The sequence below is a fragment of the Bacillus sp. FSL R9-9492 genome (assembly GCF_038007365.1).
GTDB classification, from domain to species: Bacteria; Bacillota; Bacilli; order Bacillales; family Bacillaceae_G; genus Bacillus_A; species Bacillus_A mycoides.
Window position 1 is genome coordinate 4,240,938 of the sequence record NZ_JBBOXC010000001.1, and the last position, 26,805, is coordinate 4,267,742.

Annotated in this window: 36 protein-coding genes; 9 read left to right on the forward strand and 27 right to left on the reverse strand. The window is 36.5% G+C overall.

From position 1 onward, the window contains the following. The 9 genes from dxs to accB form a co-directional block, all read right to left on the reverse strand. Positions 1-1,893: a 1-deoxy-D-xylulose-5-phosphate synthase gene (gene dxs / locus MKY70_RS21565; protein WP_002143098.1), complete on the reverse strand. Its 1,893-nt coding sequence runs from the start codon at positions 1,891-1,893 to the stop codon at positions 1-3. A gap of 307 nt (positions 1,894-2,200) precedes the next feature. Further along, the gene (ispA, locus tag MKY70_RS21570; RefSeq protein WP_088034301.1) at positions 2,201-3,094 is read right to left on the reverse strand and encodes a (2E,6E)-farnesyl diphosphate synthase; all 894 of its coding nucleotides are present in this window, start codon (positions 3,092-3,094) and stop codon (positions 2,201-2,203) included. Next, a complete protein-coding gene (gene xseB / locus MKY70_RS21575; RefSeq protein WP_000428422.1) occupies positions 3,094-3,324 on the reverse strand; it encodes an exodeoxyribonuclease VII small subunit in 231 nt (76 codons plus the stop codon). Before xseB ends, ispA begins: the two co-directional genes overlap by 1 nt. Next, positions 3,314-4,672 (reverse strand): exodeoxyribonuclease VII large subunit, encoded by a 1,359-nt coding sequence (gene xseA, locus MKY70_RS21580; protein ID WP_002015068.1) that lies wholly within the window; start codon positions 4,670-4,672, stop codon positions 3,314-3,316. The genes xseB and xseA overlap by 11 nt, the downstream gene beginning before the upstream one ends. 26 nt (positions 4,673-4,698) lie before the next feature. Next, positions 4,699-5,559: a bifunctional methylenetetrahydrofolate dehydrogenase/methenyltetrahydrofolate cyclohydrolase FolD gene (gene folD / locus MKY70_RS21585; RefSeq protein ID WP_002067081.1), complete on the reverse strand. Its 861-nt coding sequence runs from the start codon at positions 5,557-5,559 to the stop codon at positions 4,699-4,701. 23 nt (positions 5,560-5,582) lie between these two features. Beyond that, positions 5,583-5,975 carry a N utilization substance protein NusB gene (nusB, locus tag MKY70_RS21590; RefSeq protein WP_002067080.1) on the reverse strand — a complete coding sequence of 131 codons (393 nt, stop codon included), beginning with the start codon at positions 5,973-5,975 and terminating at the stop codon, positions 5,583-5,585. Between the two features lie 348 nt (positions 5,976-6,323). After that, positions 6,324-6,716 (reverse strand): Asp23/Gls24 family envelope stress response protein, encoded by a 393-nt coding sequence (locus tag MKY70_RS21595; RefSeq protein ID WP_000807630.1) that lies wholly within the window; start codon positions 6,714-6,716, stop codon positions 6,324-6,326. Between the two features lie 22 nt (positions 6,717-6,738). Then, the gene (gene accC, locus MKY70_RS21600) at positions 6,739-8,091 is read right to left on the reverse strand and encodes an acetyl-CoA carboxylase biotin carboxylase subunit (protein ID WP_002015065.1); all 1,353 of its coding nucleotides are present in this window, start codon (positions 8,089-8,091) and stop codon (positions 6,739-6,741) included. A gap of 16 nt (positions 8,092-8,107) precedes the next feature. Beyond that, the gene (gene accB, locus MKY70_RS21605; protein ID WP_002192509.1) at positions 8,108-8,596 is read right to left on the reverse strand and encodes an acetyl-CoA carboxylase biotin carboxyl carrier protein; all 489 of its coding nucleotides are present in this window, start codon (positions 8,594-8,596) and stop codon (positions 8,108-8,110) included. A 471-nt stretch (positions 8,597-9,067) separates the two neighbouring features. Here accB and MKY70_RS21610 point away from each other — a divergent pair, with 471 nt between their 5' ends. Beyond that, complete coding sequence (locus MKY70_RS21610) at positions 9,068-9,265, forward strand: hypothetical protein (protein WP_012261697.1); 198 nt, start codon at positions 9,068-9,070, stop codon at positions 9,263-9,265. A 58-nt stretch (positions 9,266-9,323) separates the two neighbouring features. On the opposite strand, the gene MKY70_RS21615 is transcribed toward MKY70_RS21610, so the two are convergent. Genes MKY70_RS21615 through MKY70_RS21655 form a run of 9 tightly spaced genes read right to left on the reverse strand, consistent with a single transcriptional unit; the run spans position 9,324 to position 14,845 of the window. Continuing rightward, the gene (locus MKY70_RS21615; protein WP_002015062.1) at positions 9,324-9,980 is read right to left on the reverse strand and encodes a SpoIIIAH-like family protein; all 657 of its coding nucleotides are present in this window, start codon (positions 9,978-9,980) and stop codon (positions 9,324-9,326) included. Between the two features lie 15 nt (positions 9,981-9,995). After that, a complete protein-coding gene (gene spoIIIAG, locus MKY70_RS21620; RefSeq protein WP_002088572.1) occupies positions 9,996-10,658 on the reverse strand; it encodes a stage III sporulation protein AG in 663 nt (220 codons plus the stop codon). After that, entirely contained in the window at positions 10,648-11,280 is a 633-nt protein-coding gene (gene spoIIIAF / locus MKY70_RS21625) for a stage III sporulation protein AF (protein WP_002015059.1), read from the reverse strand. Before spoIIIAF ends, spoIIIAG begins: the two co-directional genes overlap by 11 nt. Positions 11,281-11,292: 12 nt before the next feature. Further along, positions 11,293-12,465, reverse strand: coding sequence for a stage III sporulation protein AE (spoIIIAE, locus tag MKY70_RS21630; protein WP_341025687.1), 1,173 nt, complete (start codon positions 12,463-12,465; stop codon positions 11,293-11,295). A gap of 10 nt (positions 12,466-12,475) precedes the next feature. Continuing rightward, positions 12,476-12,859: a stage III sporulation protein AD gene (spoIIIAD, locus tag MKY70_RS21635; RefSeq protein WP_078172833.1), complete on the reverse strand. Its 384-nt coding sequence runs from the start codon at positions 12,857-12,859 to the stop codon at positions 12,476-12,478. A gap of 23 nt (positions 12,860-12,882) precedes the next feature. Continuing rightward, the gene (spoIIIAC, locus tag MKY70_RS21640; RefSeq protein WP_000020914.1) at positions 12,883-13,086 is read right to left on the reverse strand and encodes a stage III sporulation protein AC; all 204 of its coding nucleotides are present in this window, start codon (positions 13,084-13,086) and stop codon (positions 12,883-12,885) included. A 14-nt stretch (positions 13,087-13,100) separates the two neighbouring features. Then, complete coding sequence (spoIIIAB, locus tag MKY70_RS21645; protein WP_002088574.1) at positions 13,101-13,616, reverse strand: stage III sporulation protein SpoIIIAB; 516 nt, start codon at positions 13,614-13,616, stop codon at positions 13,101-13,103. Next, complete coding sequence (gene spoIIIAA / locus MKY70_RS21650) at positions 13,610-14,536, reverse strand: stage III sporulation protein AA (RefSeq protein ID WP_341025691.1); 927 nt, start codon at positions 14,534-14,536, stop codon at positions 13,610-13,612. Before spoIIIAA ends, spoIIIAB begins: the two co-directional genes overlap by 7 nt. 27 nt (positions 14,537-14,563) lie before the next feature. Further along, complete coding sequence (locus MKY70_RS21655) at positions 14,564-14,845, reverse strand: YqhV family protein (protein WP_000816054.1); 282 nt, start codon at positions 14,843-14,845, stop codon at positions 14,564-14,566. Positions 14,846-15,026: 181 nt separating this feature from the next. Between MKY70_RS21655 and MKY70_RS21660 the strand changes: the two genes are divergently transcribed. Next, on the forward strand, positions 15,027-15,605 hold the full coding sequence (locus MKY70_RS21660; protein ID WP_176280945.1) for a GNAT family N-acetyltransferase: 579 nt from the start codon (positions 15,027-15,029) through the stop codon (positions 15,603-15,605). Continuing rightward, positions 15,586-15,906 (forward strand): hypothetical protein, encoded by a 321-nt coding sequence (locus MKY70_RS21665; protein ID WP_016100630.1) that lies wholly within the window; start codon positions 15,586-15,588, stop codon positions 15,904-15,906. Before MKY70_RS21660 ends, MKY70_RS21665 begins: the two co-directional genes overlap by 20 nt. Positions 15,907-15,941: 35 nt before the next feature. Here MKY70_RS21665 and efp read toward each other — a convergent pair whose 3' ends face one another. From efp to MKY70_RS21685, 4 genes are read right to left on the reverse strand one after another with little or no spacing between them, the layout of a single operon-like run. After that, positions 15,942-16,499 carry an elongation factor P gene (gene efp, locus MKY70_RS21670; RefSeq protein WP_002033989.1) on the reverse strand — a complete coding sequence of 186 codons (558 nt, stop codon included), beginning with the start codon at positions 16,497-16,499 and terminating at the stop codon, positions 15,942-15,944. 21 nt (positions 16,500-16,520) lie between these two features. Then, positions 16,521-17,582, reverse strand: coding sequence for a Xaa-Pro dipeptidase (gene pepQ, locus MKY70_RS21675; RefSeq protein WP_002088584.1), 1,062 nt, complete (start codon positions 17,580-17,582; stop codon positions 16,521-16,523). Between the two features lie 4 nt (positions 17,583-17,586). Beyond that, positions 17,587-18,027 (reverse strand): type II 3-dehydroquinate dehydratase, encoded by a 441-nt coding sequence (gene aroQ / locus MKY70_RS21680; protein ID WP_002015049.1) that lies wholly within the window; start codon positions 18,025-18,027, stop codon positions 17,587-17,589. Positions 18,028-18,082: 55 nt separating this feature from the next. Further along, positions 18,083-18,568: a YqhR family membrane protein gene (locus MKY70_RS21685; RefSeq protein WP_002015048.1), complete on the reverse strand. Its 486-nt coding sequence runs from the start codon at positions 18,566-18,568 to the stop codon at positions 18,083-18,085. Between the two features lie 244 nt (positions 18,569-18,812). On the opposite strand from MKY70_RS21685, the gene MKY70_RS21690 reads away from it, so the two are divergent. Both MKY70_RS21690 and MKY70_RS21695 read left to right on the forward strand, forming a co-directional pair. Continuing rightward, entirely contained in the window at positions 18,813-19,733 is a 921-nt protein-coding gene (locus MKY70_RS21690; RefSeq protein ID WP_002015047.1) for a DUF1385 domain-containing protein, read from the forward strand. Between the two features lie 79 nt (positions 19,734-19,812). Further along, on the forward strand, positions 19,813-20,214 hold the full coding sequence (locus MKY70_RS21695) for an SA1362 family protein (protein ID WP_002015046.1): 402 nt from the start codon (positions 19,813-19,815) through the stop codon (positions 20,212-20,214). 80 nt (positions 20,215-20,294) lie between these two features. Here MKY70_RS21695 and MKY70_RS21700 read toward each other — a convergent pair whose 3' ends face one another. The 3 genes from MKY70_RS21700 to splB form a co-directional block, all read right to left on the reverse strand. Beyond that, positions 20,295-20,942: an HAD family hydrolase gene (locus tag MKY70_RS21700; protein WP_002111771.1), complete on the reverse strand. Its 648-nt coding sequence runs from the start codon at positions 20,940-20,942 to the stop codon at positions 20,295-20,297. 53 nt (positions 20,943-20,995) lie between these two features. Next, positions 20,996-21,424, reverse strand: a complete 429-nt coding sequence (gene mntR / locus MKY70_RS21705) for a transcriptional regulator MntR (protein WP_002143106.1) — start codon at positions 21,422-21,424, stop codon at positions 20,996-20,998. Positions 21,425-21,557: 133 nt separating this feature from the next. After that, a complete protein-coding gene (gene splB / locus MKY70_RS21710) occupies positions 21,558-22,583 on the reverse strand; it encodes a spore photoproduct lyase (protein WP_002015042.1) in 1,026 nt (341 codons plus the stop codon). 156 nt (positions 22,584-22,739) lie between these two features. Here splB and MKY70_RS21715 point away from each other — a divergent pair, with 156 nt between their 5' ends. The 3 genes from MKY70_RS21715 to MKY70_RS21725 all read left to right on the forward strand — a co-directional run bounded on the left by MKY70_RS21715 (position 22,740) and on the right by MKY70_RS21725 (position 24,744). Then, positions 22,740-23,057: a PadR family transcriptional regulator gene (locus MKY70_RS21715; protein WP_000556081.1), complete on the forward strand. Its 318-nt coding sequence runs from the start codon at positions 22,740-22,742 to the stop codon at positions 23,055-23,057. 5 nt (positions 23,058-23,062) lie between these two features. Beyond that, positions 23,063-23,734 carry a hypothetical protein gene (locus tag MKY70_RS21720; protein WP_061689637.1) on the forward strand — a complete coding sequence of 224 codons (672 nt, stop codon included), beginning with the start codon at positions 23,063-23,065 and terminating at the stop codon, positions 23,732-23,734. 200 nt (positions 23,735-23,934) lie between these two features. After that, complete coding sequence (locus MKY70_RS21725) at positions 23,935-24,744, forward strand: hypothetical protein (protein WP_002192502.1); 810 nt, start codon at positions 23,935-23,937, stop codon at positions 24,742-24,744. Positions 24,745-24,772: 28 nt separating this feature from the next. Here MKY70_RS21725 and MKY70_RS21730 read toward each other — a convergent pair whose 3' ends face one another. Next, positions 24,773-25,609 (reverse strand): lipoate--protein ligase family protein, encoded by an 837-nt coding sequence (locus tag MKY70_RS21730; protein WP_002015039.1) that lies wholly within the window; start codon positions 25,607-25,609, stop codon positions 24,773-24,775. A gap of 170 nt (positions 25,610-25,779) precedes the next feature. Here MKY70_RS21730 and MKY70_RS21735 point away from each other — a divergent pair, with 170 nt between their 5' ends. After that, positions 25,780-26,163 carry a rhodanese-like domain-containing protein gene (locus tag MKY70_RS21735; protein WP_002015038.1) on the forward strand — a complete coding sequence of 128 codons (384 nt, stop codon included), beginning with the start codon at positions 25,780-25,782 and terminating at the stop codon, positions 26,161-26,163. A 37-nt stretch (positions 26,164-26,200) separates the two neighbouring features. On the opposite strand, the gene MKY70_RS21740 is transcribed toward MKY70_RS21735, so the two are convergent. After that, complete coding sequence (locus MKY70_RS21740; protein WP_078181004.1) at positions 26,201-26,737, reverse strand: DNA polymerase III subunit delta; 537 nt, start codon at positions 26,735-26,737, stop codon at positions 26,201-26,203. Positions 26,738-26,805: the final 68 nt, after the last annotated feature.

Genomic DNA, 26,805 nt, shown 5'->3' on the forward strand with positions numbered 1-26,805 from the left:
TTACGCCCTTTTTTGTTTTGATGGAATCATTGTATGAATACGGTCTACAACAGCATCTGTTGTTAAACCAATTTCTTCTAACAGTTTTGTTACACTACCATGCTCTATGAAGCGATCAGGAATACCCATTCGTTCAATTAAAGCACTATGGTATCCGTTCTCAGAAGCAAATTCAACTACTCCCGTTCCAAAGCCACCGATTAAACAAGCCTCTTCAATCGTTAAAATCGGTATATTTTTCCCTAAAAGATCATGTAAATATGCTTCGTCCATCGGCTTAATAAAGCGAGCATTCACTACTTTCACTGATACTCCAGCTTGTTCAAGACGCTCAGCTGCTTCCATTGCCATCGGGATTGTCGTACCAAACGTTAAAATTGCTGCTTGTGTGCCTTCTTTTAACGTTTCCCATGTACCGATTGGAATCGCCTTTAATTCTTCATCCATTTGAACGCCAAGTCCATTTCCGCGTGCATAACGTAAAGCAATCGGTCCATCTTCGTATTGCATCGCTGTATATACTAAATGTTGACCTTCATTTTCATCTTTCGGCATCATAAGCACCATATTCGGCAAGTGACGTAAAAACGCGATGTCAAATACACCTTGATGCGTTTCACCGTCTGCTCCTACTAATCCAGAGCGATCTATTCCAATGAAAACATTTAAATTCTGGCGACAAATATCATGAACAACTTGGTCATATGCTCTTTGTAAAAATGTTGAATAAATTGCTAGGAACGGCTTCATCCCTTGTGTTGCCATACCAGCTGCCATTGTTGTAGCATGCTGCTCTGCAATACCTACATCAATCATGCGATCCGGAAATTCTTTTTGGAATTTCTCAAGTTTCGATCCAACAGGCATTGCAGGCGTAATTGCAACGATACGTTCATCCGTTCTCGCTAGCTTAAGCACTGTTTCACTAACAACAGCACTCCATGCTGGTGCAACTTCTTTCGGTTTAACGAAGTCACCTGACTCAATTTTATACGATCCTGTTCCATGCCAAGTTCCAATAACGTCACTTTCAGCTGGTTTATAACCTTTTCCTTTTTTCGTAATAACATGAACAAGTACTGGGCCTTTTGTTTTCTTTGCATATTGCAACGTTTCGAATAACTTTTCATAATCATGCCCATCGACCGGACCTAAATATGTAAAGCCTAATTCTTCAAAAAAGACGCCTGATACTAGTAAATATTTTAGACTATCTTTTATTTTCTCTGCTGTCGCAGCAACTTTCCCGCCGACTGCTGGGATTTTCTTCAATATATACTCTAGTTCATCTTTTACCCAATGGTACTTCCCTGCGGTACGTAAACGACCAAGTACATTATGAAGTGCACCGACGTTTGGTGCAATTGACATTTCATTGTCATTCAAAATAACAATCATGTCCGTTTTTTCATGCCCAATGTGGTTCAATGCCTCTAAAGCCATTCCGCCTGTTAATGCACCATCGCCAATGATTGGTATAACGTATTCTTCCGTTTTCTTTAAATCACGTGCTAGAGCCATTCCCATTGCAGCAGATAACGACGTTGAACTATGACCAGTTTCCCAAACATCATGCTCACTCTCGCAGCGTTTTGGAAAACCACATAGACCTTGGTATTGCCTTAATGTGCCGAATTCTTTCGCACGCCCTGTTAAAATTTTATGTACATAGGATTGATGTCCTACGTCCCATAAAAACTTATCTTTCGGACTATCAAATAATTTATGCAGAGCAATTGTGAGTTCTACTACACCTAAATTAGGTGCAATATGTCCACCTGTTTGAGAGAGCTCTTCAATTAAAAACTTACGAATATCCTCACTCAACCCCTCTAGTTCACTGATAGACATATCTTTCAAAAAACTAGGGTTTTGAATTTGCGTTAGATCCACATGGATCACTCACTTTCATTTCATAATCTGTCAACATGTCAAATATTATAAGAAACATTTACACAACACAAGAAATTATCTTTTCTATTCTTTTTATCTTGTCCTGCTTTCAGAAAACACTTCCATTTTTTCACTTATCATATTATACATCATATTTCTTTACGTGATGAAAAAAATAGCCGCTAACACGAAGTGATAACGGCAATGTAATCTACATATATTTTTGCCAATAACAAGAAAAGAAAAACCTTTCCTACATTTATATCATAAAATGATGAATGACTCAACAAATGGAAACGCTGTTATATTAGTTATTACGTTTTGCGATTAAATCACAAATAGATAGTAAATATTCATCTTGTAATTGTAAGGAGCTAATAGAATCTTTTGCTTTTGCAATTTTCTCCTCTAAAATAGATTTTGCTCTATCTACAGTAAATAACGTCGTATATGTGCTCTTCTCGTTGGAAGCATCACTACCAATCGGTTTTCCAATCTCTTCTTCTGTTCCTTCTACATCCAAAATATCATCTCTAATTTGGAAAGCTAGACCGATATATTTCGCAAATGCAAGTAACTTCTCTTCTTGCTCTTCTGTAGCATCAGAAAGTATCGCTCCTGCAAGTACAGCAAACTCAAGCAGTTTACCTGTCTTATGATTATGAATGTACTCTAATTCATTAATTGTAAGTCGTTTTCCTTCAGCTTCCATATCTGCCACTTGTCCAGCAACCATTCCTTCAGGTCCTGCTGCTTTCGCAAGCTCAAGTACAAGTCTTACTTTTTTTTCAGCAGAGATTTCTTTTTGCTCATATGCCATAATAACTTGAAAAGCATATGTCAACAAACCATCTCCCGCTAAAACTGCCATTGCTTCACCAAATACTTTATGATTTGTAGGCTTTCCTCGTCTTAGATCATCATCATCCATACAAGGTAAATCATCATGAATTAACGAATATGTATGAATCATTTCAAGGGCACAAGCTGCCCCCACTCCAAGATTTCTTTCTTTCCCAAACGCTTGTAACGTTGCAAATAAAAGTAACGGGCGGAGACATTTCCCACCCGCTTCCAAAGAATATGCCATCGCTTCACGAAGCACATTTGGACATTGTAATTCATTTGCATAGCTTACAAGCTTTTCTTCTACGAAAGTTTTACTCTCTTTCAAAAAAGCATCAAAAGCTATATGTGTCACTATGCCTCATCTCCTAAAGCAGTAAACGGTTTAAGCTCTCCATCTTCCCCAAGGATAACTGCCATTTGTTCTTGTACATCTTTCAATTTCTCATCACAAAGCTTAGATAATTCCATGCCTTCCTTAAAATAAGAAATTGCTTCCTCTAAAGGTACATCACCTTGTTCAAGCTTAGAAACGAGATGCTCAAGCTGCGAAATTGCTTCTTCAAAGCTTAACTTATTTTCCATTATTCAATTCACGCTCCTCTATGCTTGATACGCTACAATCTAGTATTCCATCTTGTAATTGAACCGAAACAGCATCTCCAAGGCTAACATCTTTCACGCTTTTTAATACTTGTTTCTCTTCATCGTATACAAGCCCATACCCTCTCATCATTACTTTAAGCGGGCTTAATACCTCAAGCTTTTGAGCCGCTCTCACAAATACGAACTCCTTCGTTTGAAGTAATGTTTGCATTTCACGTTGCAACTGCTTTTGCAACGTTTCAATTGCCGTTTTCGTTTGTATAATTTTTTGAGATGGGTGGTGCTTTTCTAAATAAAATGAAAGTTGCTTTAATTGATTTACTTTTTTATCTATATAACGCTCTTTCGCTAAAACAAGTTGTTCAAGAGCCCTGTCTAACTGCTCTTCTTTTTGCTCGTACACTTGCCTTGGATAACGGAACGCATAAGATTTTTGTAACACTTGCAGTTTTTCTTCTTTTTTATGTACTCTCTCTCTCATTGCTCTTTGCAATCTCAGAGTTCTTTGTAATACCTTTTCTTGTAACTCTATAGTATTAGGTACCGCCAACTCAGCTGCTGCAGTCGGTGTTGGTGCACGTAAATCCGCGACAAAATCTGCGATTGTAAAATCTGTTTCATGGCCTACAGCCGAAATAATCGGAATCTCACTTGTGAAAATTTCTCTTGCAACTACTTCCTCATTAAAGGCCCATAATTCTTCAATAGAGCCTCCACCACGTCCAACAATTAAAACATCAATATCTCCCATTTCATTCGCTGTACGAATTGCTTGTACAATCGAGGGAGCTGCTGACTCCCCTTGTACAAGTACAGGAAACACAATAACATTTCCAATTGGATATCGACGTTTAATTGTTGTTATAATATCGCGAATTGCTGCTCCTGTTGGCGACGTGATTACACCTATTGTTTTAGCATACGGAGGAATTATTTTTTTATAAACTTGAGAAAACAAGCCCTCTTCCTCTAAACGAACTTTTAATTGCTCATAAGCTAAATGCAAGTTTCCAATTCCGTCAGGCTGCATGTCTTGAATATAAATTTGATAAGAACCACTCGCCTCATAAACAGAAATCTTTCCTTTTACAAGTACTTTCATTCCATTTTCCGGTCTGAATTTAATGTTACGATTATGACCCGCAAACATAACCGCTGCAATTCTTGCATTTTCATCTTTCAATGTAAAATACATATGACCACGACTATGATATTTAAAGTTGGAAATTTCTCCTTTTAACCAAACAGACTGTAAATGCGGATCATACTCTATTTTTGTTTTAATATAGCGTGTTAATGCTGTAACGGTTAAATATTGTTTCTCCATTTCTCTCTCCTCATAGCCGATTCAAATTATTGACAAACAACACCTGCACGCTTTGCAGACTCCACAGTGTTGTGAAGAAGCATTGTAATAGTCATTGGGCCGACTCCTTTTGGCACAGGCGTAATGTAACCTGCAACGTCTAATACATTGTCAAAATCAACATCACCACAAAGTTTGCCTGTTTCTAAACGGTTAACACCAACATCAATTACAACCGCACCCTCTTTAATATAGTCAGCTGTTACCATTTTCGGTCGTCCAACGGCTACGATTAAAATATCAGCTAACTTCGATAATTCTTTTATATTTTGCGTCTTAGAATGACAATATGTGACAGTTGCATTTTCATTTAAAAACAGTTGCCCCACTGGTTTACCAACAATATTACTTCTTCCAATTACAACAACATGCTTTCCAGAAATATCAAGATTCGTTTCTTTTACTAATTCTAAAATGCCATGCGGTGTACATGGAAGGAATGTGTCTTGTCCCGTCATCATACGTCCTACGCTGATTGGGTGAAATCCATCTACATCCTTTTCCGGTGAAATTCTTTCAATGATAGCTTTTTCTTCAATATGTTTTGGTAAAGGTAATTGTACCAATATGCCATTAATGCGGTCGTCTCCATTTAAGCGATCGATTTCAGCAAGCAAACGCTCCTCAGTAATCGTTTCAGGAAGTTCAATTAGCTCTGAATAGATTCCTACTTGCTCACAGCCTTTTTCTTTTCCTTTTACATAAGAACGAGATGCTGGATCTTCTCCAACTAAAATAACTGCTAATCCTGGTACAATCCCTTGCTCTTTTAACTTCACAACTTTTTCTTTTAATTGTGCTCGTTTTTTCTCCGCAACTTCATTTCCTTTGATGATTACTGCTACCATTTTAAGTTTCCCCCTTAAAGAAATTACAGTGTATCTTTTATATTAGATAAAACGCCGTTAATAAAACGACGAGATTCCTCATCCCCAAATGTTTTTGCGATTTCAATTGCTTCGTTAATTGTTACATTGTGCGGAATTTCTTCCATGTATTTCATCTCACACACAGCTACACGTAAAATACTGCGATCAACAATACTAATACGCTCAAGCTTCCACTTTTTTAAATTTTGACGAATTGCTGCGTCAATTTCTTCTTTGTTGTCTACAAATCCTACAACAAGTGATTCTAGAAACTCATTAGTTTCTTCGCCTTCATCTAGCGTATTTTCCACCGCTACTTTCGGTTCTAATTCACCTGTAATATCCATTTGGTATAATGCTTGCATTGCTCTTTCTCTAGCCGTCCTACGTTTCATTGTAACTCTCCTTTATACTTCAAGTCTTTCCTTATGTTTTGTTATATTATTATAATTTATAAGCCGTCAATTCACTTACTCTTGCAGTTTTCATTGATTTTCCAACCTTATAATACAATGATAATAACACAATTTATCGTTTCACACACGGGGTACAAGGCTGAAAAATAATAAAAAGATTAACTTCAAGTTCCATATCTTATCACAATGTACGTTTTTTGGAAAAATGAAACATACCGTTTTATTTTTCTTTTTTTTTGAAATAGTATAATAATTAGAGGGTTTTAATTTGTGAAGAAATGAAACGATAAAAAAGATGCCTATTTTACTAGGCACCTTTTTCCACTCTTACACTGGTTCGATTTCTGTTTTTTGTGTTTCGAATGTTACGCCAACGATGTGAACGTTCACTTCTTTTGGCTCAAGTCCTGTCATTGTAAAGAGTGCTTGGCGAATATTGTCTTGAATTTTTTGTGCAACAACCGGAATCGCTACACCAAAATACATCACAACATAAAGGTCAACAATAATATCTTCGTTTGCTAATTCAACCTTTACACCTTTACCATGATTTTTCTTACCTAACTTCTCAACAACATCTGTAGCAAAATTACCACGCATTGCCGCTACACCTTCTACTTCAGCAGCTGCAATACCTGCAATTACTTCGATTACTTCTGGTGCAATTTCTACTTTTCCAAGAGTTGTATCTTGACCCATATCTAACATATGTTCAGCCATGAAAAAAACCTCCTTTAATGTATCACTGCGTCACAAGTTCATGCTCTTCCAAAAATTTCGTGTTAAACTCACCTTTTACAAAATCAGGATGCTCTAGCAATTGCAAATGGAACGGGATTGTTGTATGTACGCCTTCAATGACAAACTCACTGAGCGCTCGCTTCATTTTTGCAATTGCCTCTTCACGTGTTTTTCCGTGAACAATTAATTTAGCAACCATCGAATCATAGAAAGGTGGTATTGAATATCCCGGATATACAGCTGAATCGACGCGAATACCAAATCCGCCTGGTGGTAAGTACATTTCTACTTTACCTGGAGATGGCATAAATTTTTTGGCAGGGTTTTCCGCATTAATTCGACATTCCATTGCCCAACCATTAAATTGTACTTCTTCTTGCTGTAACGATAACTTTTCTCCAGAAGCAACAAGAATTTGTTCTTTAATTAAATCCATCCCTGTTACCATTTCAGTAACTGGATGTTCAACTTGGATTCTCGTATTCATCTCCATGAAATAAAAGCTTTTCGTTTTATATTCATAAATAAACTCAACCGTACCAGCACCTGTATAATCAACCGCTACCGCCGCTTTAACTGCTGCCTCACCCATTTGCTTGCGAATATTCTCATCAAGTGCAGGTGATGGACTTTCTTCTAATAATTTTTGCAGACGGCGCTGAATTGTACAATCACGCTCTCCTAAATGAATGGCATTTCCATGTGTATCTGCCATTATTTGAATCTCAACATGGCGGAAATCTTCAACGTACTTCTCCAAGTATACACCAGGGTTCCCAAAAGCGGTACTGGCTTCTTGCTGTGTAATTTGAATTCCTTTTACAAGCTCTTCTTCATGGCGCGCAACACGAATACCTTTTCCGCCGCCACCTGCAGTCGCTTTAATGATAACTGGATATCCAAGTTGATTAGCAAGCTCGATCGCTTCTTCGGTATTTTTAATAATCCCTTGTGAACCTGGTACAATCGGAACCCCTGCTTCTTTCATTGTATCACGTGCAACGTCTTTTGTGCCCATCTTTGAAATGGCTTCTGGGCTTGGACCGATAAAAATCAAGTTACACTCACGGCATAATTCTGCAAAATCTGCATTCTCTGCTAAAAATCCATATCCCGGATGAATTGCATCACAACCTGTTAATTTCGCAACACTAATAATGTTCGTCAAATTTAAATAGCTTTCTTTTGAAATCGTTGGTCCAACACAATACGCTTCATCTGCAATTTGCACATGAAGTGACTCTTTGTCTGCTTCTGAATAAATTGCAACTGTTTCAATATCCATTTCTTTACAAGCACGAATAATTCGTACAGCAATTTCCCCACGATTGGCTATTAATACTTTTTTTATCATCACAAAGACTCCCTTATTACGCTTTTACAAGAAATAGCGGTTGTCCATACTCAACAAGCTGTCCGTTATTAACAAGAATTTCAACAATTTCGCCCTCTACATCTGCGTCAATTTCGTTAAATAATTTCATAGCCTCAACAATACATACGATAGAATCTTTCGATACTCTGTCCCCAACACTTACATATTGAGGTGTATCAGGCGAAGAAGAGGAATAAAATGTCCCTACCATCGGTGATGTGATTTTATGTAGGTTTTCATTTTGAACAGCTGTCTTCTCTTCTTGTTTTGGCGCTTCTACTTGCGCTGCCGCTACTGCTGTTTCTACTTCAACAGATGCTGCTGGTTGTACTACCTGTTTCGTTACCGGTGCTTGCACAGCAACAACTTCATTACCACGTTTTTTCATTTTGATTGCTGTACCGTCTTTTTTGTATTCAAATTCATCAATATTAGAGCTATCAATTAATTTAATTAATTCACGAACTTCTTGAATTTTAAACATGTAAAATCCACTCCCATACTCTTGTTTGTCCCGTTTTTACAGATTGGCATCAAACTGATTTACTGTAAAAATACGATGTATTCTATTAGAAAATTTATTCCTATGACATTTACTAATAGAAATATTTACTATTCCCATCTTACGCTAAATTTTTTAAACATTCCAATTTATATTTCTTTATTATAAATCGAAACTCCTGTAAAAATATTATTCCGCCAAAAAATTATTACCTAGTAATAATACCAAGTTTCACACAAAATTGGCAAGACCACTTCCTAAAAAACATTCTTTACTTTTTCAAAACTGCAAAGTGTAAAAACGTAATTCCCTCAGCATTCTTCATTTTATCTACGGTAAAAAAACATATTTTTACCAAATATTATTTTTTTGTTTACGCGCCGTTCATTCTTCCTTCATAAAAGAATAGTATGTTCAAAGTGTAGCAAATTTATTGTAGTGAGGTGCGGACATATGATATGGCTCATCCTGTTCTTGCCTGCCGTAGTGATTTGGACATTGGTCCTCTTCATTCACGTCAAATCTGGAAAAACTAATCACCATCATCACGAACCATTAATCTTTTACTCACAGCGTATTTCCCCGTTTCCAATTGAAAATACTAAATACAACTGCAAAGATGAAATAGAAAAAAGCTATCGAAAACGATAGCTTTTTTCTATTATTCTTTTATCTAATTTGAAGCAGCAACACCTATTATAATTTCAATTTATTTTACTGATGGATCAAATTTCACACCTACATCTTTTGAACCACCTTCACTTCTTACGAGCTGAATAATTTTATTCGCTTCTTTTTGTGAATGCTTTGCCGATTTAACTGTTACTTTAATGTCCGTTCCATCAGCTCTTACAAGAGCATCCTTATATCCGCCTTGAGATTTAATCACTGTCTCAAGTAATTGTTGCTTCGTTTCCATCGTAGTGATTGCATCAAGATTATCTTTCGCTTTACTCTTTTCTTCTGCTGAAGATTTTGATGACTTCATTACATTTTGTAACTTTTCTTTCTCTACACTACGCTGATCTTCCATTTGCATACGTAGCGCTGTAAAATTCTCATCGCTTGATTGAACTGTTACGCTAGCCTCTTTTTTACTTGTTTCTTTTTTGTCATTCTCTTTTTTGTCTGTTTCTTTATTTGTAGTTTCCTTGCTTGTATTTTCTTTTGTTGTCTCTTTATTTGTAGTTTCTTTCGTTGTTTCTTTTGTAACTGCTTTATCAACACCTTGCTTTTCTTGTCCCATCTTTTCACCCGTTGCCGGTGCTGCTGTATTCATTTTATCAGGAGTTGTTACGTAATAAACAGATAGTACAACCACTAAACTTAACATCGTTAATAGCCAAACCGTTTGTTTTTTTAACACTTTATTTCCTCCCTATCAATTTTTCGGTGATACTGAAACGCGATGAGCTGGTACATCTAATAATCGCGTCACAGCTTCTTTTACCATTGCTTTTATTTGTATATTATCCACTCCCTTTGCTACGACCAGAACACCTCGTACTTTCGGTTTCTCTGTTCGCAAAACAATTGGAGTTTCTTTATCACCTTCACGTATAATGACTGTCTTTTCATCAAGAGACTCGTCTTCTACTTCCCTTTTCCCGCCTGCTTTATCAGTTTCACCTGTCGTTTGTGAACGTTTTACTGTATTTTTCTCGAGTATTTTTTCTTCAGATGAATCTAAGTTCACTTTAATAGTTACATCTTTTACTCCGGCTATCTCTTCTAAAGAAGCTTTCAATTCTTGTTCATACGCTTTTTCGTATTTTTCTACATTTGACATATTATCATTGTTTTTTTGACCGAAAGTTGGTACATCTTTATCTTGGCTTTGACTTGTCTTTTCTTTAAACACAGGCACTTCTTCTTTTTTAGGTGATAAGAAATTACTAGAAAACATAAGCGCAATCCCAAGTATGAGTAGGACAAGCAAAAACTTAGGTGTTACCTTTTTCCCCTTCTCATTACTTTCTTTTCCATCCCCATTTAATAGGTTTCGAAAAAATGAGAACCTCGAATTTTTATCTTTATTGTCCATTTACGCTACCTGTCCTCCCTTCCATCTGAACTTGGATTTGTTTATCCTCTAGTTGCCACCTGCTTGAAAAGAAATCTTTCATTTCTACATTCGTTTCTTCTATTTTTTTTGGAGGTTCTTTCATATTAATTTCAATTGGCTTTACTGTTTCGATTGCATCATTTTTACTACGTTCTTTTTCTTTCAACGTCACAACAACAGATTGAATATCTTTCGCTGACTTTACTTCTTCTGCATGTTCCACTGCGACTATTTGTATTTCAGAGACTGTCATACCATACTTTTTCTCAAACTCTTTTCCTACGTCTTTTTTCATTTTGGTAGCCATCTCTTCTAAACTATATGCACGTGTTAGAGCTTGTATTTCTTTTTTCTTCGAATCTATCGAATTTTTTACAGATCCATCTGCTACGTACTTTTCCTCATTGAAATTTGCGATAACTTCATTTACATCTGTTTGTAACAACTTAAATAGAGGCGTTAAAATTAATACGACTAACAATAGACTTACAACGAATTTAACGTACTTTTGCAAATTTGAATTTGGAAGAATAAGATGAAGCATTGTCGCTAAGAGTAAAAAAACGATAATATTTCTAATCCACTCTGTAACAAATTGCATACTCTTCACCTCCTACCGCATCATGAGAGTAATGTTCCCGGCAGCAATAATAATTGTGATACTTAAAAAGAACATAAATGATACGATAGCTAAGCAAGCAAATACGTAAATGATACTTCGTCCAATGATATCTAAACATTGAATAATTGCTCCTCCGCCTACTGGTTGCAATACTGCTGCTGCGAATTTATAAATAAACGCGATACAAAAAATTTGAATCGCTGGGAAAGCGACAATTAAGCATAAAATAACGAGCCCGATAATTCCGACTGTGTTTTTTAATAATCCAGATGCACTAATAACAGTATCCGCCGCCTCAGTAAACATCCTTCCTACTACAGGAATGAAGTTTCCTGTTACAAACTTGGCCGTTTTCACAGCTATACCATCAGCAACGGCTGACGCTGTTCCCTGTACAGATAATACGCCTAAAAAAACCGTCAAAAAGATACCAATAATCCCAACACTAACGTTTTGCAAAAGCTTGGACAATTTCGTAACTTTATATTGATCACTCATCGTGCTTACAATACTTAATATAGTTGCAAGTAATAAAAGTGGTAGAACGATATAGTTCATAAGAAGCCCACTCGTATTCATTAAGAAAATGATAATCGGATGAAAAAACGATACAGAAACAACACCGCCGCCTGTTGCTATGAGTGCGAGTAAAATTGGTAATAACGCTAGTATGAAATCTACCATTGTTTGTATCGTCTCTCTTGCATATGTCATGACGACATAAAAACTATTTAAAGCGAAAATAATAAGTACCATGTATACGGCTGCATCAGCGATTTTACTCACGCTACTCTTTGAAAAAGCAGATTGCAACGATTGCAACAATGCACTGAAAATCGTGAGCATAATGAGCGTTCCAAGTAACTTTCCATTTGCAACAAGCTCATGAAATAAATATTTTAGTAGACCTATCATCCACTCTTTTATGGAGAACTCTTTTTCTCCCTTTACAAACTCCATAAAGCTTCCTTTTTGACTCTCTGGTAAATAGCCTCCATACTTTGTAACAAGCCCGTCCCAAAATTGCTTCACATCTTCAATTCCGAGCTTATCCAATTGTTGATCAACGACGTTTGTTTCTATAGGAGAAGCTTGTACAACAATCGGTAAAGAAAAGAAAAGGAAGCAAGCAAATAATAGCTTAGCTCCAAACTTCCTCAACATTCACTCCCCCTTATCCCGTAGGTAAAAAACCGAGAATTGTTTCAATTACAACCGTCAAAATAGGAATTGCCATGACGAGAATTAAGATTTTCCCAGCTAATTCAATTTTCGAAGCGATTGCACCTTGACCAGCATCCTTTGTAATTTGCGCACCAAACTCAGCGATATAAGCAATCCCTATAATTTTCAATAACGTTTCTACATATACGTTGCTAACCTTCGCTTCACTCGCCACTCTCTCAATCATTTGTAAAATAGAATGAATTTGATCGATTAAGAGAAGAAACATCATGCTACCAATGAACACAATAAATAACGATGTAATACTAGACTTATGCTGATTTAAAACAGCAGCTAAAAATGTAGCAACGAGGCCTAATCCGACAATTTGTATAATTTCGATTCGAACCGCCTCCTTTACTGGAAGAGAAAGACACTTTTAATCTTGTCGAATAGAGTATTAATTAAAAATGCAACATGAAACAAAATAACGACAAAACCGACAAGGATAACCCAATTTGCAATATCCTCTCGCTTTAATTCTTTTAGTACAGTATGAATGAAAGCTAAAACAATGCCGATTCCGGCGATTTGAAATATTAATCCAACATCAATGGACATCGCCTTTCTCCCCCCTATAGCAGTAAAATTACGATAAGTAGCCCTGCTAGTACCCCTAAACTCTTTATCATTTTTTCATATTGTAGTTGTAATGCTTTCGCTTCTCCTTCTTCTCTCTCCAAATGTGTAATACATAAGCGAATATGTTTTTGCTGTGATTCACGATCATGTTGTCCAAGTGTTTCACCAAATTGTTGTAAGATTTCATACTCGGTTTGTTTAAACGCCGTTAACGTCCAGTTCTCCTTCAAACTATCAATCCAAGCTTCTCTAACTGTTTGCTCCCCGTCCTCTAGCCGTTTCGAAAAGCTTTGAAATATCCAATTTAACGGCTTCGGCATTTGTTTGACTAAACGCTCTGCAGCCTCAGATAACGGCGTGTGTCCATACATAATTTCAGCTTCTAATGATTGCAATGCTGCCTTCAATAACCTAAGTTGCCGCGGTCTCTCACTGTACCTTTTAGCGTATGAAAATCCGAAAAAAGTGCTAACAGCAACTATTAATACCGCACCAAATATTTTCACCATACGCCTTGAACCTTTCTATGGGATAATACTGGTTTTCCATCTCTATCTTTCACTTGCATAACTGTTCCTGGCCCTCTCGCTTTTGATAATTCCACAAACCTATCAAATACACCAAGTTCCAGCACCGCCTGTAACGATGGACGTTTCACAACGTCATCATAAGAAAATCCATGTGCACTTATAAAAAGCTGAACACCTGCATGTACCGCCTCCATAATCGCTTCACTATCTTCTTTACGTCCAATTTCATCTACGATTAATATGTCTGGGCTCATAGAACGAATCATCATCATCATTCCTTCAGCTTTTGGACAAGCGTCTAATACATCTACTCGCACGCCAAAGTCATATTGCGGGATTCCTTTCACACAACCCGCAATTTCTGATCGTTCATCAACAATCCCCACTTTACATGAAGGAATTTTCGAAGCACTTACACCTTGACTCATACAGCGTGCTACATCTCTTAAAAGTGTTGTTTTCCCCGTTTGCGGTGGGCCAATTACCATCGTGTTTAACCATCGCGATTCATAAAGATATGGCAGAAGCGGCTCAGCAATCCCTATTTTTTGACGGGCAATACGAATATTAAAAGAAGAGACATCCCGAATCATTTTCACTGCACTTTTTTCTGTAATGACTTTTCCAGCTAGGCCAATTCTATGTCCTCCTCGTAGTGTCACATATCCACGTTTCAATTCCTCTTCCATCGTATAAATTGAGAATTGGCTTAATTTATTCAATAAATGGATCGCATCTTCCGCTGTAGCGATATAGTCATAGAAAAACACTTCTCCATGTGCGATACACTCTAGTGGCCTTCCAATTCGAACGCGAATTTCCTCTAGAGTATCGTATTGTTTACAGTCTTCAACTAACTGTTTCATCGTTTTCGGTAAAACTTCTAATACTTCTTTCATAAGCTTCTCCCCACTATACTCGACTTACTATTTCAACAACGCGATAAAAATGCAGCCAATTCCAAGTGCTAGAAAAAAGAGTTTCAAGAAAGAAATCTCACTTGCTACACTCGCTATGCCAATTGTCATTGTTAAAATTAATACGGTCGGTCCAACAAACGCCAACATACCATTTATAAACAATGCTTTCTTCGCATCATTCACGTAAAGCATAAGCAAAGCGGCGAATATTTCCGCGCTTCCTGAAAACAACCGAAGTAATCCCATAACAAGCACGGATGTTTCCATTGCCGCTAGCCACTGTTTCATTCTCCCACCTTCTCCCATAACAGTTACTACTTCCTTATTCTGAAAAAGAATATATTTGTACAACCATATGCAGAGGTTGTCTATTTCAGAAGTAAAAACATAATTTTTCTCTATCGACTTAATCTAAAACTGAATATTCTAATTAATTTATGGTATATTTAATAGAAAAGGAGCATAGATGATGAAGCAAGTTACTTTATTACCGCTCGATTTACGATATGCAAATGTGATTTTTGAGCTATCAAGCAATCCACATGTAAAAAATGCATTAGGGCTAAAAGTAGAATCAGTGGAAGATACAAAAACATTCATTCTTTTTGCAATTGAAGAGGAACGAAAAAAGCACTCCTTATCAAGAGTGATTGTAAATGAAGAAAATGAAATAATTGGCCTCACCACACTTAAACATATTAATTATGAGAAAAAGCAATCTCACATTGGCAGTTGGATCGGCTATCCATACTGGGGAAAAGGATATAACGAGGCCGCTAAAAAAGAAATCTTTAAAGTTGCTTTCTTAGACTTACAACTCACATACGTATTCGCTGGTGCCAAAACGACTAACATTCGCTCTTTAAAGGCGCAAGAGAAACTACCTTATATTTCATTGCATGTGGAAAACAAGTTTCCAGGCGAACATGCTGCACTTGAGAAAGAAGTAAAGTCACCTTGCTCACTACATGTCGTATCACGCAAGAATTTTTCAAATTGGCTGGACGTACAAAATGAGGGGGGAAAATATGAAAGCATTAAAAATTAGTTTAACAATTGTAGTAGAATTAGCTATTATTTATCTTTTTTCAAAAATGGTCGGCTGGTCATTTTTGGAGAGCTTTTTCCTTGGCAGTCTAGCAATATTTGCAATTACGTGGTTAATTATTATGAGTAACTTTAGAAATAACAATATGGATCATGTAACGAATAAAACTTTTACCGGTATTGAAACTGGTGAAATACGCCCGTTTCAAATTGTTTTGACTCCATATATTATGGGTACCCTTTCACTCGTCACAGTTAGTTTTGTTATAACTGCAATTTACTATCTTCCCTACTTCCTATAAAAAAAGCACTCGTGATAATCACGAGTGCTTTTCTACTATGCACGAGAAACGTATTTACCTTCACCAGTGTTGATGATAAGCATTTCGCCTTCGTTAATGAAGATTGGTACTTGTACAACAAGACCAGTTTCTAATTTAGCTGGTTTTGTTACGTTAGAAGCTGTGTCACCTTTAATACCAGGCTCTGTTTCTGACACTGTTAATTCAACTGTGTTCGGAAGCTCAACACCAAGTACTTCATCTTGGTATGTCATAATAGATACTCCCATGTTTTCTTTTAAGAATTTTAATTCGCGCTCGATTTGGTTTTCGCCAAGTTCGATTTGCTCATAAGTTTCGTTATCCATAAATACGTGAGACTCACCGCTCGCGTATAAGTATTGCATACGACGGTTTTCGATGTGTGCTTTTTCTACTTTTTCACCTGCACGGAATGTTTTCTCTTGAACAGATCCTGTGCGAAGGTTACGTAGTTTAGAGCGAACGAATGCAGCACCTTTACCTGGCTTTACGTGTTGGAAATCCATTACTTGCCAAAGGGCATTGTCCACTGAAATTGTTAAACCTGTACGAAAATCGTTTACTGAAATCATGTAAAAAAATCCTCCTGTGTATTACAAAATAATAAGTTCTTTTGGTGATTTCGTTATTACTTCATTGCCTTCACTTGTTACAATGATATCATCTTCAATACGTACCCCGCCAACACCTGGAATATAAATACCTGGTTCTACTGTTACAGCCATACCTGGTTCAAGTACTGTATCAGAACGGAACGCTAAACCTGGTGCTTCATGGATTTCAAGACCGATTCCATGACCAGTAGAGTGTCCGAAGTATTCACCATATCCTTTTTCCGTTATGTAATCACGCGTTAATGCATCAGCCTCACGACCCGTTAAACCAGCTTTAATACCGTTCACACCACGTAGTTGTGCTTCTAAAACGATATTATAAATTTCTTTTAATTTATCAGATGGTTCACCGACTGCAATCGTACGAGTAATATCAGAGCAATATCCTTTGTAATAAGCGCCGAAGTCTAATGTAACGAAATCTCCTTTTTCTATCACTTTTTCAGATGCCACGCCGTGCGGTAATGCCGAACGAAGACCTGAAGCAACGATAATATCAAACGAAGAAGATGTTGCTCCTTGTTTTCTCATGAAAAATTCAAGTTCATTTGACACTTCAATTTCAGATACTCCCGGGCGAATGAATGATAGAATATGCTCAAAGGCAGCATCTGCAATCTGTGCAGCTTCCTTTAATATCTTAATCTCTGAATCAGTCTTTATCAAGCGTAACTTTTCTACAAGCCCAGAAGTTGGGATGAATTCAGCTTCGATCGCTTCATTATGCGTTACGTAAGAGCTATATGTAAGAGTATCTTGCTCAAAGCCTAGCTTTTGAATTCCAAGTTCTTTAACTTGTTTCGCAACTTCATCAAGAATTAATCCTGGATGCTGCACTATTTCGTATCCAACCGCTTGCTTACTAGCTTGCTCTACATAACGGAAATCTGTAATAAATAGAGCACGCTCTTTTGAAATTAGTACAACACCAGCTGTTCCTGTGAAATTCGCCATATATCTACGGCTATGTTCATTCGTTAATACGATACCGTCAATACCAGCCTCATCAAACGCACTTCTTAATCTCCCGATCTTTTCCATTACTTTATGCCTCCCTCAATTTCTCCATTAATGCAAATAACGCTAACTTATAGCCATAAAAACCAAATCCAACAATTTGTCCCGCACAAACAGCCGCCGTCACAGATTCGTGACGGAACGATTCACGCTGGTGAATGTTAGAAATATGTACTTCAATAACAGGGATCGAAATGCTCGCAATTGCATCTCGAATCGCATAGCTATAATGCGTAAATGCTCCAGGATTTAAAATGATCCCTTCATATATATCTTCAGCCTCATGAAGACGATCGATAATAGCACCTTCATGATTCGATTGGAAACATTCTAACTCCACTCCCATTTTCTCTGCTTCGTGTTTCATATCTGTTTCAAGCGTCGCTAACGTTCCTTTTCCGTATACATTTACTTCCCTAACGCCAAGGCGATTTAGGTTAGGACCATTTACGAGGAGTAACTTTTTCATTTTCTTAAAACTCCTTAATATTAAAAAATGTCTATACGACATTTTAACATAGGAATCACTTATTTGAATAGTTTGTCTTCTCGACCCCTTCTCCTCTATTTGTATTATTCGATTCGAATGCTACAGAATACGAAATAAAAACACCATATAATATAAAGATACATATTGTCGTTACAATTGTTTCTTTCGGTAAATGGAGTGCACTTTTAATAACAGGTGCCATTAGCCCCATCCCCAAAAATAATAATGCCCACCAAAACAAACCGTATAGTACGCCAGGGAATACTCCTTCAAACTTTTTAAAAAGGGCTTTATAGAGAAATGCCACTAAAATTGAAAGAAGTCCCATACAAACGATACCTAGTACATTTCCCCAAACCCCTTCTTTCCAATCTCCAAATGCAAACGGTAAAAGTAAATAGTTAGGTCCAGCTTCTGTAAATGAGAATATATGAAGGAAATACCATATACCTCCCCAAAATAAGCCACCAAATAAACCAATTTGTACAAAGTTTCTTATTGTTGATTGTTCTTGATTCACATTGACACCTCCGCTCAATAGTATGCCCGAAACTATTTTGAGGCATGTTTAAATCCTGCAAAATTTGTCTATAAAAAGAATAAGAAATGTCCGACTCTCGTAACATTTTCCCTTGTCATCTGCCTGTATTTGTCGATAAAATAAAGGAAACTCGGTGATTGTCTTATTTCAAGATGACAAAACCAAGTATGACAATTGCCTCTTTTTCTACATAAGAGAGAAACAAATACAGGTTGGTGTTAACATGGCAGAAGAGTCAAAACAAATATATGGCGGGCAGGCAGTCATAGAAGGAGTTATGTTTGGCGGTAGAGAATATACTGTTACAGCGGTTCGTCGTAAAGATAAATCGATTGAATTTTATCGTTTACCACGCGTTCGTAATAAAGCATTATCTCTACTAAAGAAAATTCCATTTTTACGAGGTATTGCCGCTATTGTGGATGCAAGTGCGAATGGAGCGAAACATTTAAACTTTGCTTCAGAACGATTTGATGTCCACCCAGAAGAAGATGAACAACTTGCAAATAAAAAAGAAGAACAATCAAAATTAACGATGGTATTAGGAGTTGCAGCAGTTGGCGTTTTATCGTTCATATTCGGTAAAGTAATTTTCACAGCAGTTCCTGCACTTTTAGCTGAATTAACGAGACCGATTTTCCCATCTCATACAGGGCAAATCATTGTCGAAAGTGTCATTAAGCTCATGCTATTATTGAGCTATATATACTTCATTTCTTTAACCCCACTTATTAAGCGGGTATTTCAGTACCACGGTGCGGAACATAAAGTAATCAATGCTTATGAGAATAATCTTCCACTGACTGTAGAAAATGTTCAAAAGCAAACTCGCCTCCATTATCGCTGTGGCAGTAGCTTTATTATATTTACAGTCATTATTGGAATGTTTGTCTATTTCCTCGTCCCTACAGATCCGCTTTGGGCAAGGGTAGTAAACCGAATTTTATTAATTCCAGTTGTTCTCGGTATTTCTTTTGAAGTATTACAATTTACCAATCGATTACGAGATGTCCCTGTTTTACGAGTACTTGGATATCCAGGATTATGGCTGCAACTATTAACAACGAAAGAACCAACAGATGATCAAGCGGAAGTTGCAATCGCATCGTTTGAAGAATTATTACGTTTAGAAAACAAACAATAATTATTTAAAAATGGTGTTCAACTCCTTTCCTCATCGTTAATATACTAATTTTAATATATGTTTTTAGGAGGTGTCCCTTATGAACGGTCGTTCGTTTACATTCGCTATATTTGTGCTTATTATCGGATTGGCAATATTCGGCCTTGTTTCATCTGTTATTACAAATCCAATGGAAGTATTGAAAAACATTGGTATCATGTTAGCTGTCGTCGGTATCTTTTACTTACTCTACAAAATGTTTACAAACTCTAGTGGTTCTGCAAATTCGCAAAGCTCATATAAGCGTGCAGCGAAACAATCGAACCGCAAACACGGGAAACAAAATGTAGCACCCCTAAGCAATTCTTTCTTGAAACGAAATGCTTCTGATGACAAGGGGAAAAAGGGTAATTCTCCATCGTTGAAAAGAAAAAGAAAACAATCTCATTTAACTGTCATTGAAGGTAAAAAAAACAAAAAGAAAGACCGTGCTTCCTTTTAGGAAATACGGTCTTTTTTTATCCTGGTTGGTGCGGGGCTAATAATCAGTGGAAGATGCGAAAAACCCTACTGATTAAAGTTTCACTTTATATGTTGAAGCACTTCTTTCAAACTTTTCTCTTTCATACTTTCGATACGAAGGTGATGGTTTTCAAATTGCAAATTTCTTGTCACATCATTAGGTACGACGACACACTTTAATCCTGCTGCCACCGCTGCTTTCAATCCATTTAATGAATCTTCAAATACAACAGCTTCTGATGGTTCAATTCCTAATTCTTCTATCGTAACTTTATAAAGAGCTGGATCTGGTTTTACCTTCTCTACATCTTCTCGCGTTTTAATCACTTCAAAATAATCTCTAATTTGTAGCTCTTCTAAAAAACGAACGACCCACTCCCTAGATGAACTAGAGGCCAATGCGATTTTCAATCCAAGTTCTTTCGCTTCTTCTAAATATTCTTTTACCCCGTCACGCGCTTTTGGTATTTTCATTTTCTCTTTATGTAAAGTTGTTACTTTTCCCTTTAATGCATGCTCGTTAAATTTTTCTTTTAATTGCTCTTTTAAATATGCATAAAGCACTTCATCTGTCGTTCCAATACATTTTGCAAATTCCTCTAAAGGTAACTCACCGCCGTATTCACGAACAGCATCTCTGAAAGAGTGAAACCATATTGTTTCTGTGTCCACAATTAATCCATCAAAATCAAAAATAATTGCTTTCATTATTCTCCCATCCTTTTCGATTGAAATAAAAAAGGAAACGCCACACGTTCCCCTTAATTACTTTTCTCTTCATTTGCTTTTTGAACACCACGAAGTGTTTTTACTCGAACTTCATCTTGTTCAAAGTATTGTACTAAATCACCGATACGGTCAATTGATTCCCAACTTAAATGATGTTCAATTCCTTCTACATCATTATAAATTTTGCTTTCATCCACACCGATAATGCGCATAAACTGTTCTAACAATTCATGACGATATACGAGACGTTCTCCGATTTTTTTACCTTTTGATGTTAATACAAGCCCTCTATATTTTTCATAAATTAGATATTCGTCTTTGTCTAATTTTTGTACCATTTTTGTTACAGAGGATGGATGTACACTAAGCGCTTCAGCAATATCAGATACACGGGCATAACCCTTTTCATCAATCAACAAATAAATTTGTTCAATATAATCTTCCATACTAGGGGTAGGCATCGGTTTCCTCCATCCAATTTCATTTTGCTTATTCCGTACGAAGCAATCAATAAAATGATACACCAGAAAGAATAACGTGACAAGGTGGAAACGAGCCTAAATATATAAAACAAAAAAAGAATCCAGATTCCCCTTATGTAAAATATTGAATTTCTGCATCGGGAAAATACTCATATATATAACCTCGTATTGTTTCTTCTAATACTTCCACATCATCCTTTTGATATACGTATTTCCCAATACCGTATCGTCCCCATTTATATTTCCGCTTCTCTTCATCCATTTCAAGTTTCGTATTCGGATAACGTTCTTGAATGACTTTTTTGGCTGGTTTCGTAAAACGATGTTGAATTAATTCGAACGTTAAATTTGGTATCGTCATGTCTTTTAACGCATTGTACAATCGTTCAAACAATTCACGGTACCCTTCTTCCCACCCTTCATGCATATAGATTGGCGCAACAATAAAGCCAAGAGGATAATTAGCCCCCGCTACTTTACGAGCAGCCTCAATTCGCTCTTCAAATGGCGATGTCCCTGGTTCAAAATTTTTAATAACATAACGTGAATTAATACTAAATCGAAAACGCGTTTTCCCATTATGCTTTGCATCTAATAAATGATCAACATGCGAATATTTGGTAACGAAGCGTAAACGTCCATGTTCACTTTCTCCGATAAACTCTATCGCCCGCTTTAATGCATGTGTCAAATGATCAATTCCAACGATGTCTGATGTACACGCCGCTTCAAATCTTGTTATTTCAGGGGCCCTTTCATCCATATATTGCTTTGCCTTCTCAAAGATTTCATCTAGATTCACATACACCCTTACGTAAGGTTTACTCCCAAGTGTCGTTTGCAAATAGCAATAATGACAATGTCCCATACACCCTGTTGCAAGCGGAATTGCATATTCAGCTGAAGGTTTTGATGTATCGAACTTTAACGTCTTCCTCACCCCAACGACAAGTGTTGCTTTTGCATTACGATACTTTTGCAATTCATTTTCCCCTGGAAAATTTCTAATTTGATTGTGTGATGTCGTTTCACGGATTTCTAATCCCATCTTCGTAAACTTCTCATAAAGCTCTTTTCCAAGCGGATATTCGAGTGCCCTCGGTTCAAAGTAAACGAGTTTTGGCATAAATGGTTTCATGTGCTTCCCTCCTCTCATTAGTATGGGAAGCACATGAAAATTAACACAGATTAAAGTTTTCCACTTCAGTAACTTGCGTTGCAAGTTACTGACTGTTATAATTTGGATAACAGCTACCTTGCAAGGCAAGTTACCTGGATAAAAGGTGGTGAAATCATGCACAGCCAAATGTTAAAAGGTGTACTAGAAGGTTGCATTCTATATATCATTTCACAAGAAGAAGTGTACGGATATGAACTAAGTACAAAATTAAATAAACACGGCTTTACATTCGTAAGTGAAGGAAGCATCTATCCTTTATTGTTACGCATGCAAAAAGAGAAACTTATTGAAGGTACATTAAAGGCTTCCTCTCTTGGACCGAAGCGAAAATATTATCACGTAACTGATAAGGGATTAGAACAACTTGAAGAATTTAAAAAAAGTTGGGGAATGGTTTCAACGACGGTAAACAACTTATTACAAGGGGAGTGATAGGGATGAAAGCTCAAGATATGATAGAACTAAACAACAGAAAACGCAAACTTCTAACACCTGAAAACGAAGCTGCTTATGGCGATATGCTAGTATATCTTCGGTTATCTAACGTACCTGAACATCAAGTAGAAGAACTATTATTAGAAATATTAGATCACCTCATCGAAGCACAAGCAGAAAATAAAAATGCTTATGACATCTTTGGTGATGACCTACAACCTTATTGCGATGAACTTATAGCGGCTTTGCCAACTCCAACTAAGTTTGAAAAATTTTCTTTAATTAGCTTTATTATTAGCCTACTTCTTGCTATACAGTTTGGAATGGATACCGTTGCTTCTCTTTTCATTTTTCTTTTTGAAAAGAATACAGAAAGATTAAGTCCACCTTTTAGTATTCCTGGGACTACTTTGTCTATTTCACTTATCGTACTAGGTATACTTTTCATTTTATATTTATTAAAACGCTACTCTTTTGATCAAACAATGAATTGGAAAAGAAGGATTCTATTTGGATTCGCATTTGCTACTCCATTTTGTTCAGCTGTATTTTTAAATATCTATTTTAAAAAACAACCTTATTTCATTTATCATCTAACCTTTTGGCAAAACGCCTTACTCGCTATCCTATTTTTTATTTTATATAAATTACTATACAAAAAATCAAATTTTTAACAGCCCTTCAAACGGCTGTTTTTCTTCTGTATAATTTTACAAATTGAAAAATTTCATAAAGAAAATAAGAAAAATGCAAAATAATTAAAGTTAATTGTTGACGTGATGCTTTTATTATCGGTATCATAAATCTTCGTGAGCAATTATTTTTCGTTATACGATTTTTTTATTATTACTGAATTTTTGAGAGGAGAAATTAGATGTCAGTTAAGAAGAAAACGCAAGTACGCACCGGCAAAATGGTACGTGAACTAATGTTAGCAGACGAAGATGTAAATGCTTCGCTAATTATGGTATATAGTGAAAACGGTGTAAACGCAGAAATTAAAATCGAGGGCTTAACGCCGAAATGTAACGAAGAATTATTTTTGAGCGGAAACGTGGATTGGAACAAGAGTGTTATTTATAAAATTGTTGATTTCACTGGGAACGCTGAGGTTGGTAAAGTTACATTAACAGCGATGAACAAAAACAATGTTTCTCTAGAAGTTGAACGCGTTATGTGGAGCAAAGAAAATAAAGAAGCTGCTGAGCAAGAAGAAACAGTTGTAGAAGCTCCAAAAGCAGTTACACCTGCTCCAAAGCCTATTACGCGAGTAGAAACACCTGCTGCGCCTAAACCTACTCCGGTACCAACGCCGAAGTCAGTAAGTGTTGAAGCAGCTATAGAACTATCTACTCCAGCACCTGTGAAAAAAGCAGTACCTACTCCAGTTACAAAGCAAGAGACAGCACCGGTTACTCCTATAAAACCGAAGCAACCTGCTTTGACTGAAACAAATACAAAACTACAAGAAAATTATGTTAAACTTGTGAAAAAGACAATTGAAGTTTGTCAAGATTACGAGCTTGGCATCGACATAGATGATTCTATTGAAGGATTAAAAAAAGAACTACAAAGCCAAGGTATTAGCGTTACATTCGACAAAGAAATTATGGACGTTGTAAATCGCCTTCGTTCTTTACAAGATAAAGGAATCAAAGTAGAAAAAGTACTTAATTTACTATAAAAATAAGGAGATGGCGGTCGCCATCTCCTTATTTTTTATAATTCCATTCATTACTTTCATACTTCTCTTTTGCTAAAGTTTGAACTTCATGAAGCTGTTCTTCTGTTAGTTCATACGGCACAAGCTCTATATCTAAACCTTTTTCAAATCCAGTTTCAAACGCTTTAATTAACTGTTCAATCGTAAATGTGCGGTCTGTTAATTCATTAATCGCTACCGCTTTAGAAGAAAACATGTTTTTCATACGCTCTTTTACTCGCTCATTTGGGAATAAAAATAGGTCGTATAACTCATCTAAATCTATTTCTAACGGAATAGAACCGTGTTGTAAGATAACACCTTTTTGACGTGTTTGGGCACTACCCGCTATTTTTCTTCCTTCAACTACAATCTCATACCAAGATGGTGCATCAAAACATACTCCTGAACGCGGATTTTTTAAATTCTCACGATCCGCTTCTGTTTTCGGAACTGCATAATACGCTTCTAATCCTAATGCCTTAAAACCGTCCAATAAGCCTTGCGAAATAATTCGGTATGCTTCTGTAACTGTTTTTGGCATATTCGGATGATCTTCAGACACAATAACACTGTACGTTAATTCTTTGTCATGTAGTACACCCCTGCCGCCTGTTTGACGACGAACGAATCCATATTTCTTTTCGTTAACTACATCCATATTTATATCTTTTTCAACACGCTGGAAATACCCGACTGTTAATGTTGGTACTTCCCATTCATAAAAACGAATTGTTGGTGACATTTTCTTTGCACTTTGCCAATTTAATAAACATTCATCTAACGCCATATTAAATGCTGGTGAACATTGACCAGAGTTAATATAACACCATTTTTCTTTTCCCATCCTGCACCTCATATAACCAATTATTTTTCACATTCTCTAGTCTACCAAATTCGACAAAATTTGTGAAAGAATACGAAATTTCTTCTTATATACAAATGAATCTGTTGCATAAATACATATGGGCATTATAATATTGAAAGTAGGATAAGAAAAAAGGGAGCGATAGAATCGTGTCAACAAACTTGATTATTATACTAGCCGCAATTGCAGCATTCATCGGCTACACTGTATGGATGTATTTCTATCAGAAAAAATTAATTAAAACACTTTCAGAAGATGAATTTCGCGCTGGCTACCGTAAAGCACAGCTTATCGATATTCGCGAAGCGGATGAATTTAACGCGGGACATATTTTAGGTGCGCGTAACATTCCATTATCACAAATTCGCCTTCGCCACAAAGAACTTCGCCAAGATCAACCGGTTTATTTATATTGCCAAAGCGGATTCCGTACAGGTCGTGCAGCTCAATACTTAAAAAAACAAGGCTACACAGATTTCTACCAATTAAAAGGTGGATTTAAATCTTGGTCAGGAAAAATTAAAAAGAAATAATATACAAAAAACTAGCTGCACGATACAGCTAGTTTTTTCATTCCATATTGTTCGCAATGTACAGCAGATTTTGTTTAATCACATCTTCATCTTTCTCATCTACATTACGATATAATAGCTGATATTCAATCCCCTTCTCTTTCCATATAAGCGTAGCAAATTCGTCCCCTCTCTCGTAATCATCCTTATTTTTAAAATAAGCAGGTGCTCCATTATTCAATTTCATTTGTTCTTGAAATCGATTCTCTTCTACGAGGTATGGAAAACTGTAAGAAAAGTTGGCCACTGTTAATTCTATATAATCGTGCCTTCCTTTCTCTTGTTGCTTATATTTAATCGTTAAGACAGCATTCTTCTTTCCCATCGTTCTTACCTCTCCCTTCACATCACTCGTAATGTCATAAGGTAAAAACGTTGGAACTTTAAACTTTGCCGGAAAATATTTTGGAAGTTCCTTTAGGGGAATCGGATCAGTAACACGGTCCTTAGCCCCTCCTGTTGTTCCTACAAATGTTTTTTCTTCTTGCATCGTTTGCTGAAATGAACATGAGCTAAGTATTACACTAGAAAACACGAAACAAATGATTCCTTTTTTCAATTTGTTTCCGCCCTTTCATACCGCTCTCTTAACGAGCGAAGCGT

What these genes read in the sequence shown, in the direction of transcription:
- xseB (WP_000428422.1), bottom strand. Translation starts at nt 3,324, where the DNA reads ATGGAAAATAAGTTAAGCTTTGAAGAAGCAATTTCGCAGCTTGAGCAT.
- xseA (WP_002015068.1), bottom strand. Translation starts at nt 4,672, where the DNA reads ATGGAGAAACAATATTTAACCGTTACAGCATTAACACGCTATATTAAA.
- folD (WP_002067081.1), bottom strand. Translation starts at nt 5,559, where the DNA reads ATGGTAGCAGTAATCATCAAAGGAAATGAAGTTGCGGAGAAAAAACGA.
- nusB (WP_002067080.1), bottom strand. Translation starts at nt 5,975, where the DNA reads ATGAAACGTAGGACGGCTAGAGAAAGAGCAATGCAAGCATTATACCAA.
- MKY70_RS21595 (WP_000807630.1), bottom strand. Translation starts at nt 6,716, where the DNA reads ATGGCTGAACATATGTTAGATATGGGTCAAGATACAACTCTTGGAAAA.
- accC (WP_002015065.1), bottom strand. Translation starts at nt 8,091, where the DNA reads ATGATAAAAAAAGTATTAATAGCCAATCGTGGGGAAATTGCTGTACGA.
- accB (WP_002192509.1), bottom strand. Translation starts at nt 8,596, where the DNA reads ATGTTTAAAATTCAAGAAGTTCGTGAATTAATTAAATTAATTGATAGC.
- MKY70_RS21610 (WP_012261697.1), top strand. Translation starts at nt 9,068, where the DNA reads ATGATATGGCTCATCCTGTTCTTGCCTGCCGTAGTGATTTGGACATTG.
- spoIIIAG (WP_002088572.1), bottom strand. Translation starts at nt 10,658, where the DNA reads ATGGACAATAAAGATAAAAATTCGAGGTTCTCATTTTTTCGAAACCTA.
- spoIIIAF (WP_002015059.1), bottom strand. Translation starts at nt 11,280, where the DNA reads ATGCAATTTGTTACAGAGTGGATTAGAAATATTATCGTTTTTTTACTC.
- spoIIIAE (WP_341025687.1), bottom strand. Translation starts at nt 12,465, where the DNA reads ATGTTGAGGAAGTTTGGAGCTAAGCTATTATTTGCTTGCTTCCTTTTC.
- spoIIIAC (WP_000020914.1), bottom strand. Translation starts at nt 13,086, where the DNA reads ATGTCCATTGATGTTGGATTAATATTTCAAATCGCCGGAATCGGCATT.
- spoIIIAB (WP_002088574.1), bottom strand. Translation starts at nt 13,616, where the DNA reads ATGGTGAAAATATTTGGTGCGGTATTAATAGTTGCTGTTAGCACTTTT.
- spoIIIAA (WP_341025691.1), bottom strand. Translation starts at nt 14,536, where the DNA reads ATGAAAGAAGTATTAGAAGTTTTACCGAAAACGATGAAACAGTTAGTT.
- MKY70_RS21655 (WP_000816054.1), bottom strand. Translation starts at nt 14,845, where the DNA reads ATGAAACAGTGGCTAGCGGCAATGGAAACATCCGTGCTTGTTATGGGA.
- MKY70_RS21660 (WP_176280945.1), top strand. Translation starts at nt 15,027, where the DNA reads ATGAAGCAAGTTACTTTATTACCGCTCGATTTACGATATGCAAATGTG.
- MKY70_RS21665 (WP_016100630.1), top strand. Translation starts at nt 15,586, where the DNA reads ATGAAAGCATTAAAAATTAGTTTAACAATTGTAGTAGAATTAGCTATT.
- efp (WP_002033989.1), bottom strand. Translation starts at nt 16,499, where the DNA reads ATGATTTCAGTAAACGATTTTCGTACAGGTTTAACAATTTCAGTGGAC.
- pepQ (WP_002088584.1), bottom strand. Translation starts at nt 17,582, where the DNA reads ATGGAAAAGATCGGGAGATTAAGAAGTGCGTTTGATGAGGCTGGTATT.
- aroQ (WP_002015049.1), bottom strand. Translation starts at nt 18,027, where the DNA reads ATGAAAAAGTTACTCCTCGTAAATGGTCCTAACCTAAATCGCCTTGGC.
- MKY70_RS21690 (WP_002015047.1), top strand. Translation starts at nt 18,813, where the DNA reads ATGGCAGAAGAGTCAAAACAAATATATGGCGGGCAGGCAGTCATAGAA.
- MKY70_RS21695 (WP_002015046.1), top strand. Translation starts at nt 19,813, where the DNA reads ATGAACGGTCGTTCGTTTACATTCGCTATATTTGTGCTTATTATCGGA.
- MKY70_RS21700 (WP_002111771.1), bottom strand. Translation starts at nt 20,942, where the DNA reads ATGAAAGCAATTATTTTTGATTTTGATGGATTAATTGTGGACACAGAA.
- mntR (WP_002143106.1), bottom strand. Translation starts at nt 21,424, where the DNA reads ATGCCTACCCCTAGTATGGAAGATTATATTGAACAAATTTATTTGTTG.
- splB (WP_002015042.1), bottom strand. Translation starts at nt 22,583, where the DNA reads ATGAAACCATTTATGCCAAAACTCGTTTACTTTGAACCGAGGGCACTC.
- MKY70_RS21715 (WP_000556081.1), top strand. Translation starts at nt 22,740, where the DNA reads ATGCACAGCCAAATGTTAAAAGGTGTACTAGAAGGTTGCATTCTATAT.
- MKY70_RS21720 (WP_061689637.1), top strand. Translation starts at nt 23,063, where the DNA reads ATGAAAGCTCAAGATATGATAGAACTAAACAACAGAAAACGCAAACTT.
- MKY70_RS21725 (WP_002192502.1), top strand. Translation starts at nt 23,935, where the DNA reads ATGTCAGTTAAGAAGAAAACGCAAGTACGCACCGGCAAAATGGTACGT.
- MKY70_RS21730 (WP_002015039.1), bottom strand. Translation starts at nt 25,609, where the DNA reads ATGGGAAAAGAAAAATGGTGTTATATTAACTCTGGTCAATGTTCACCA.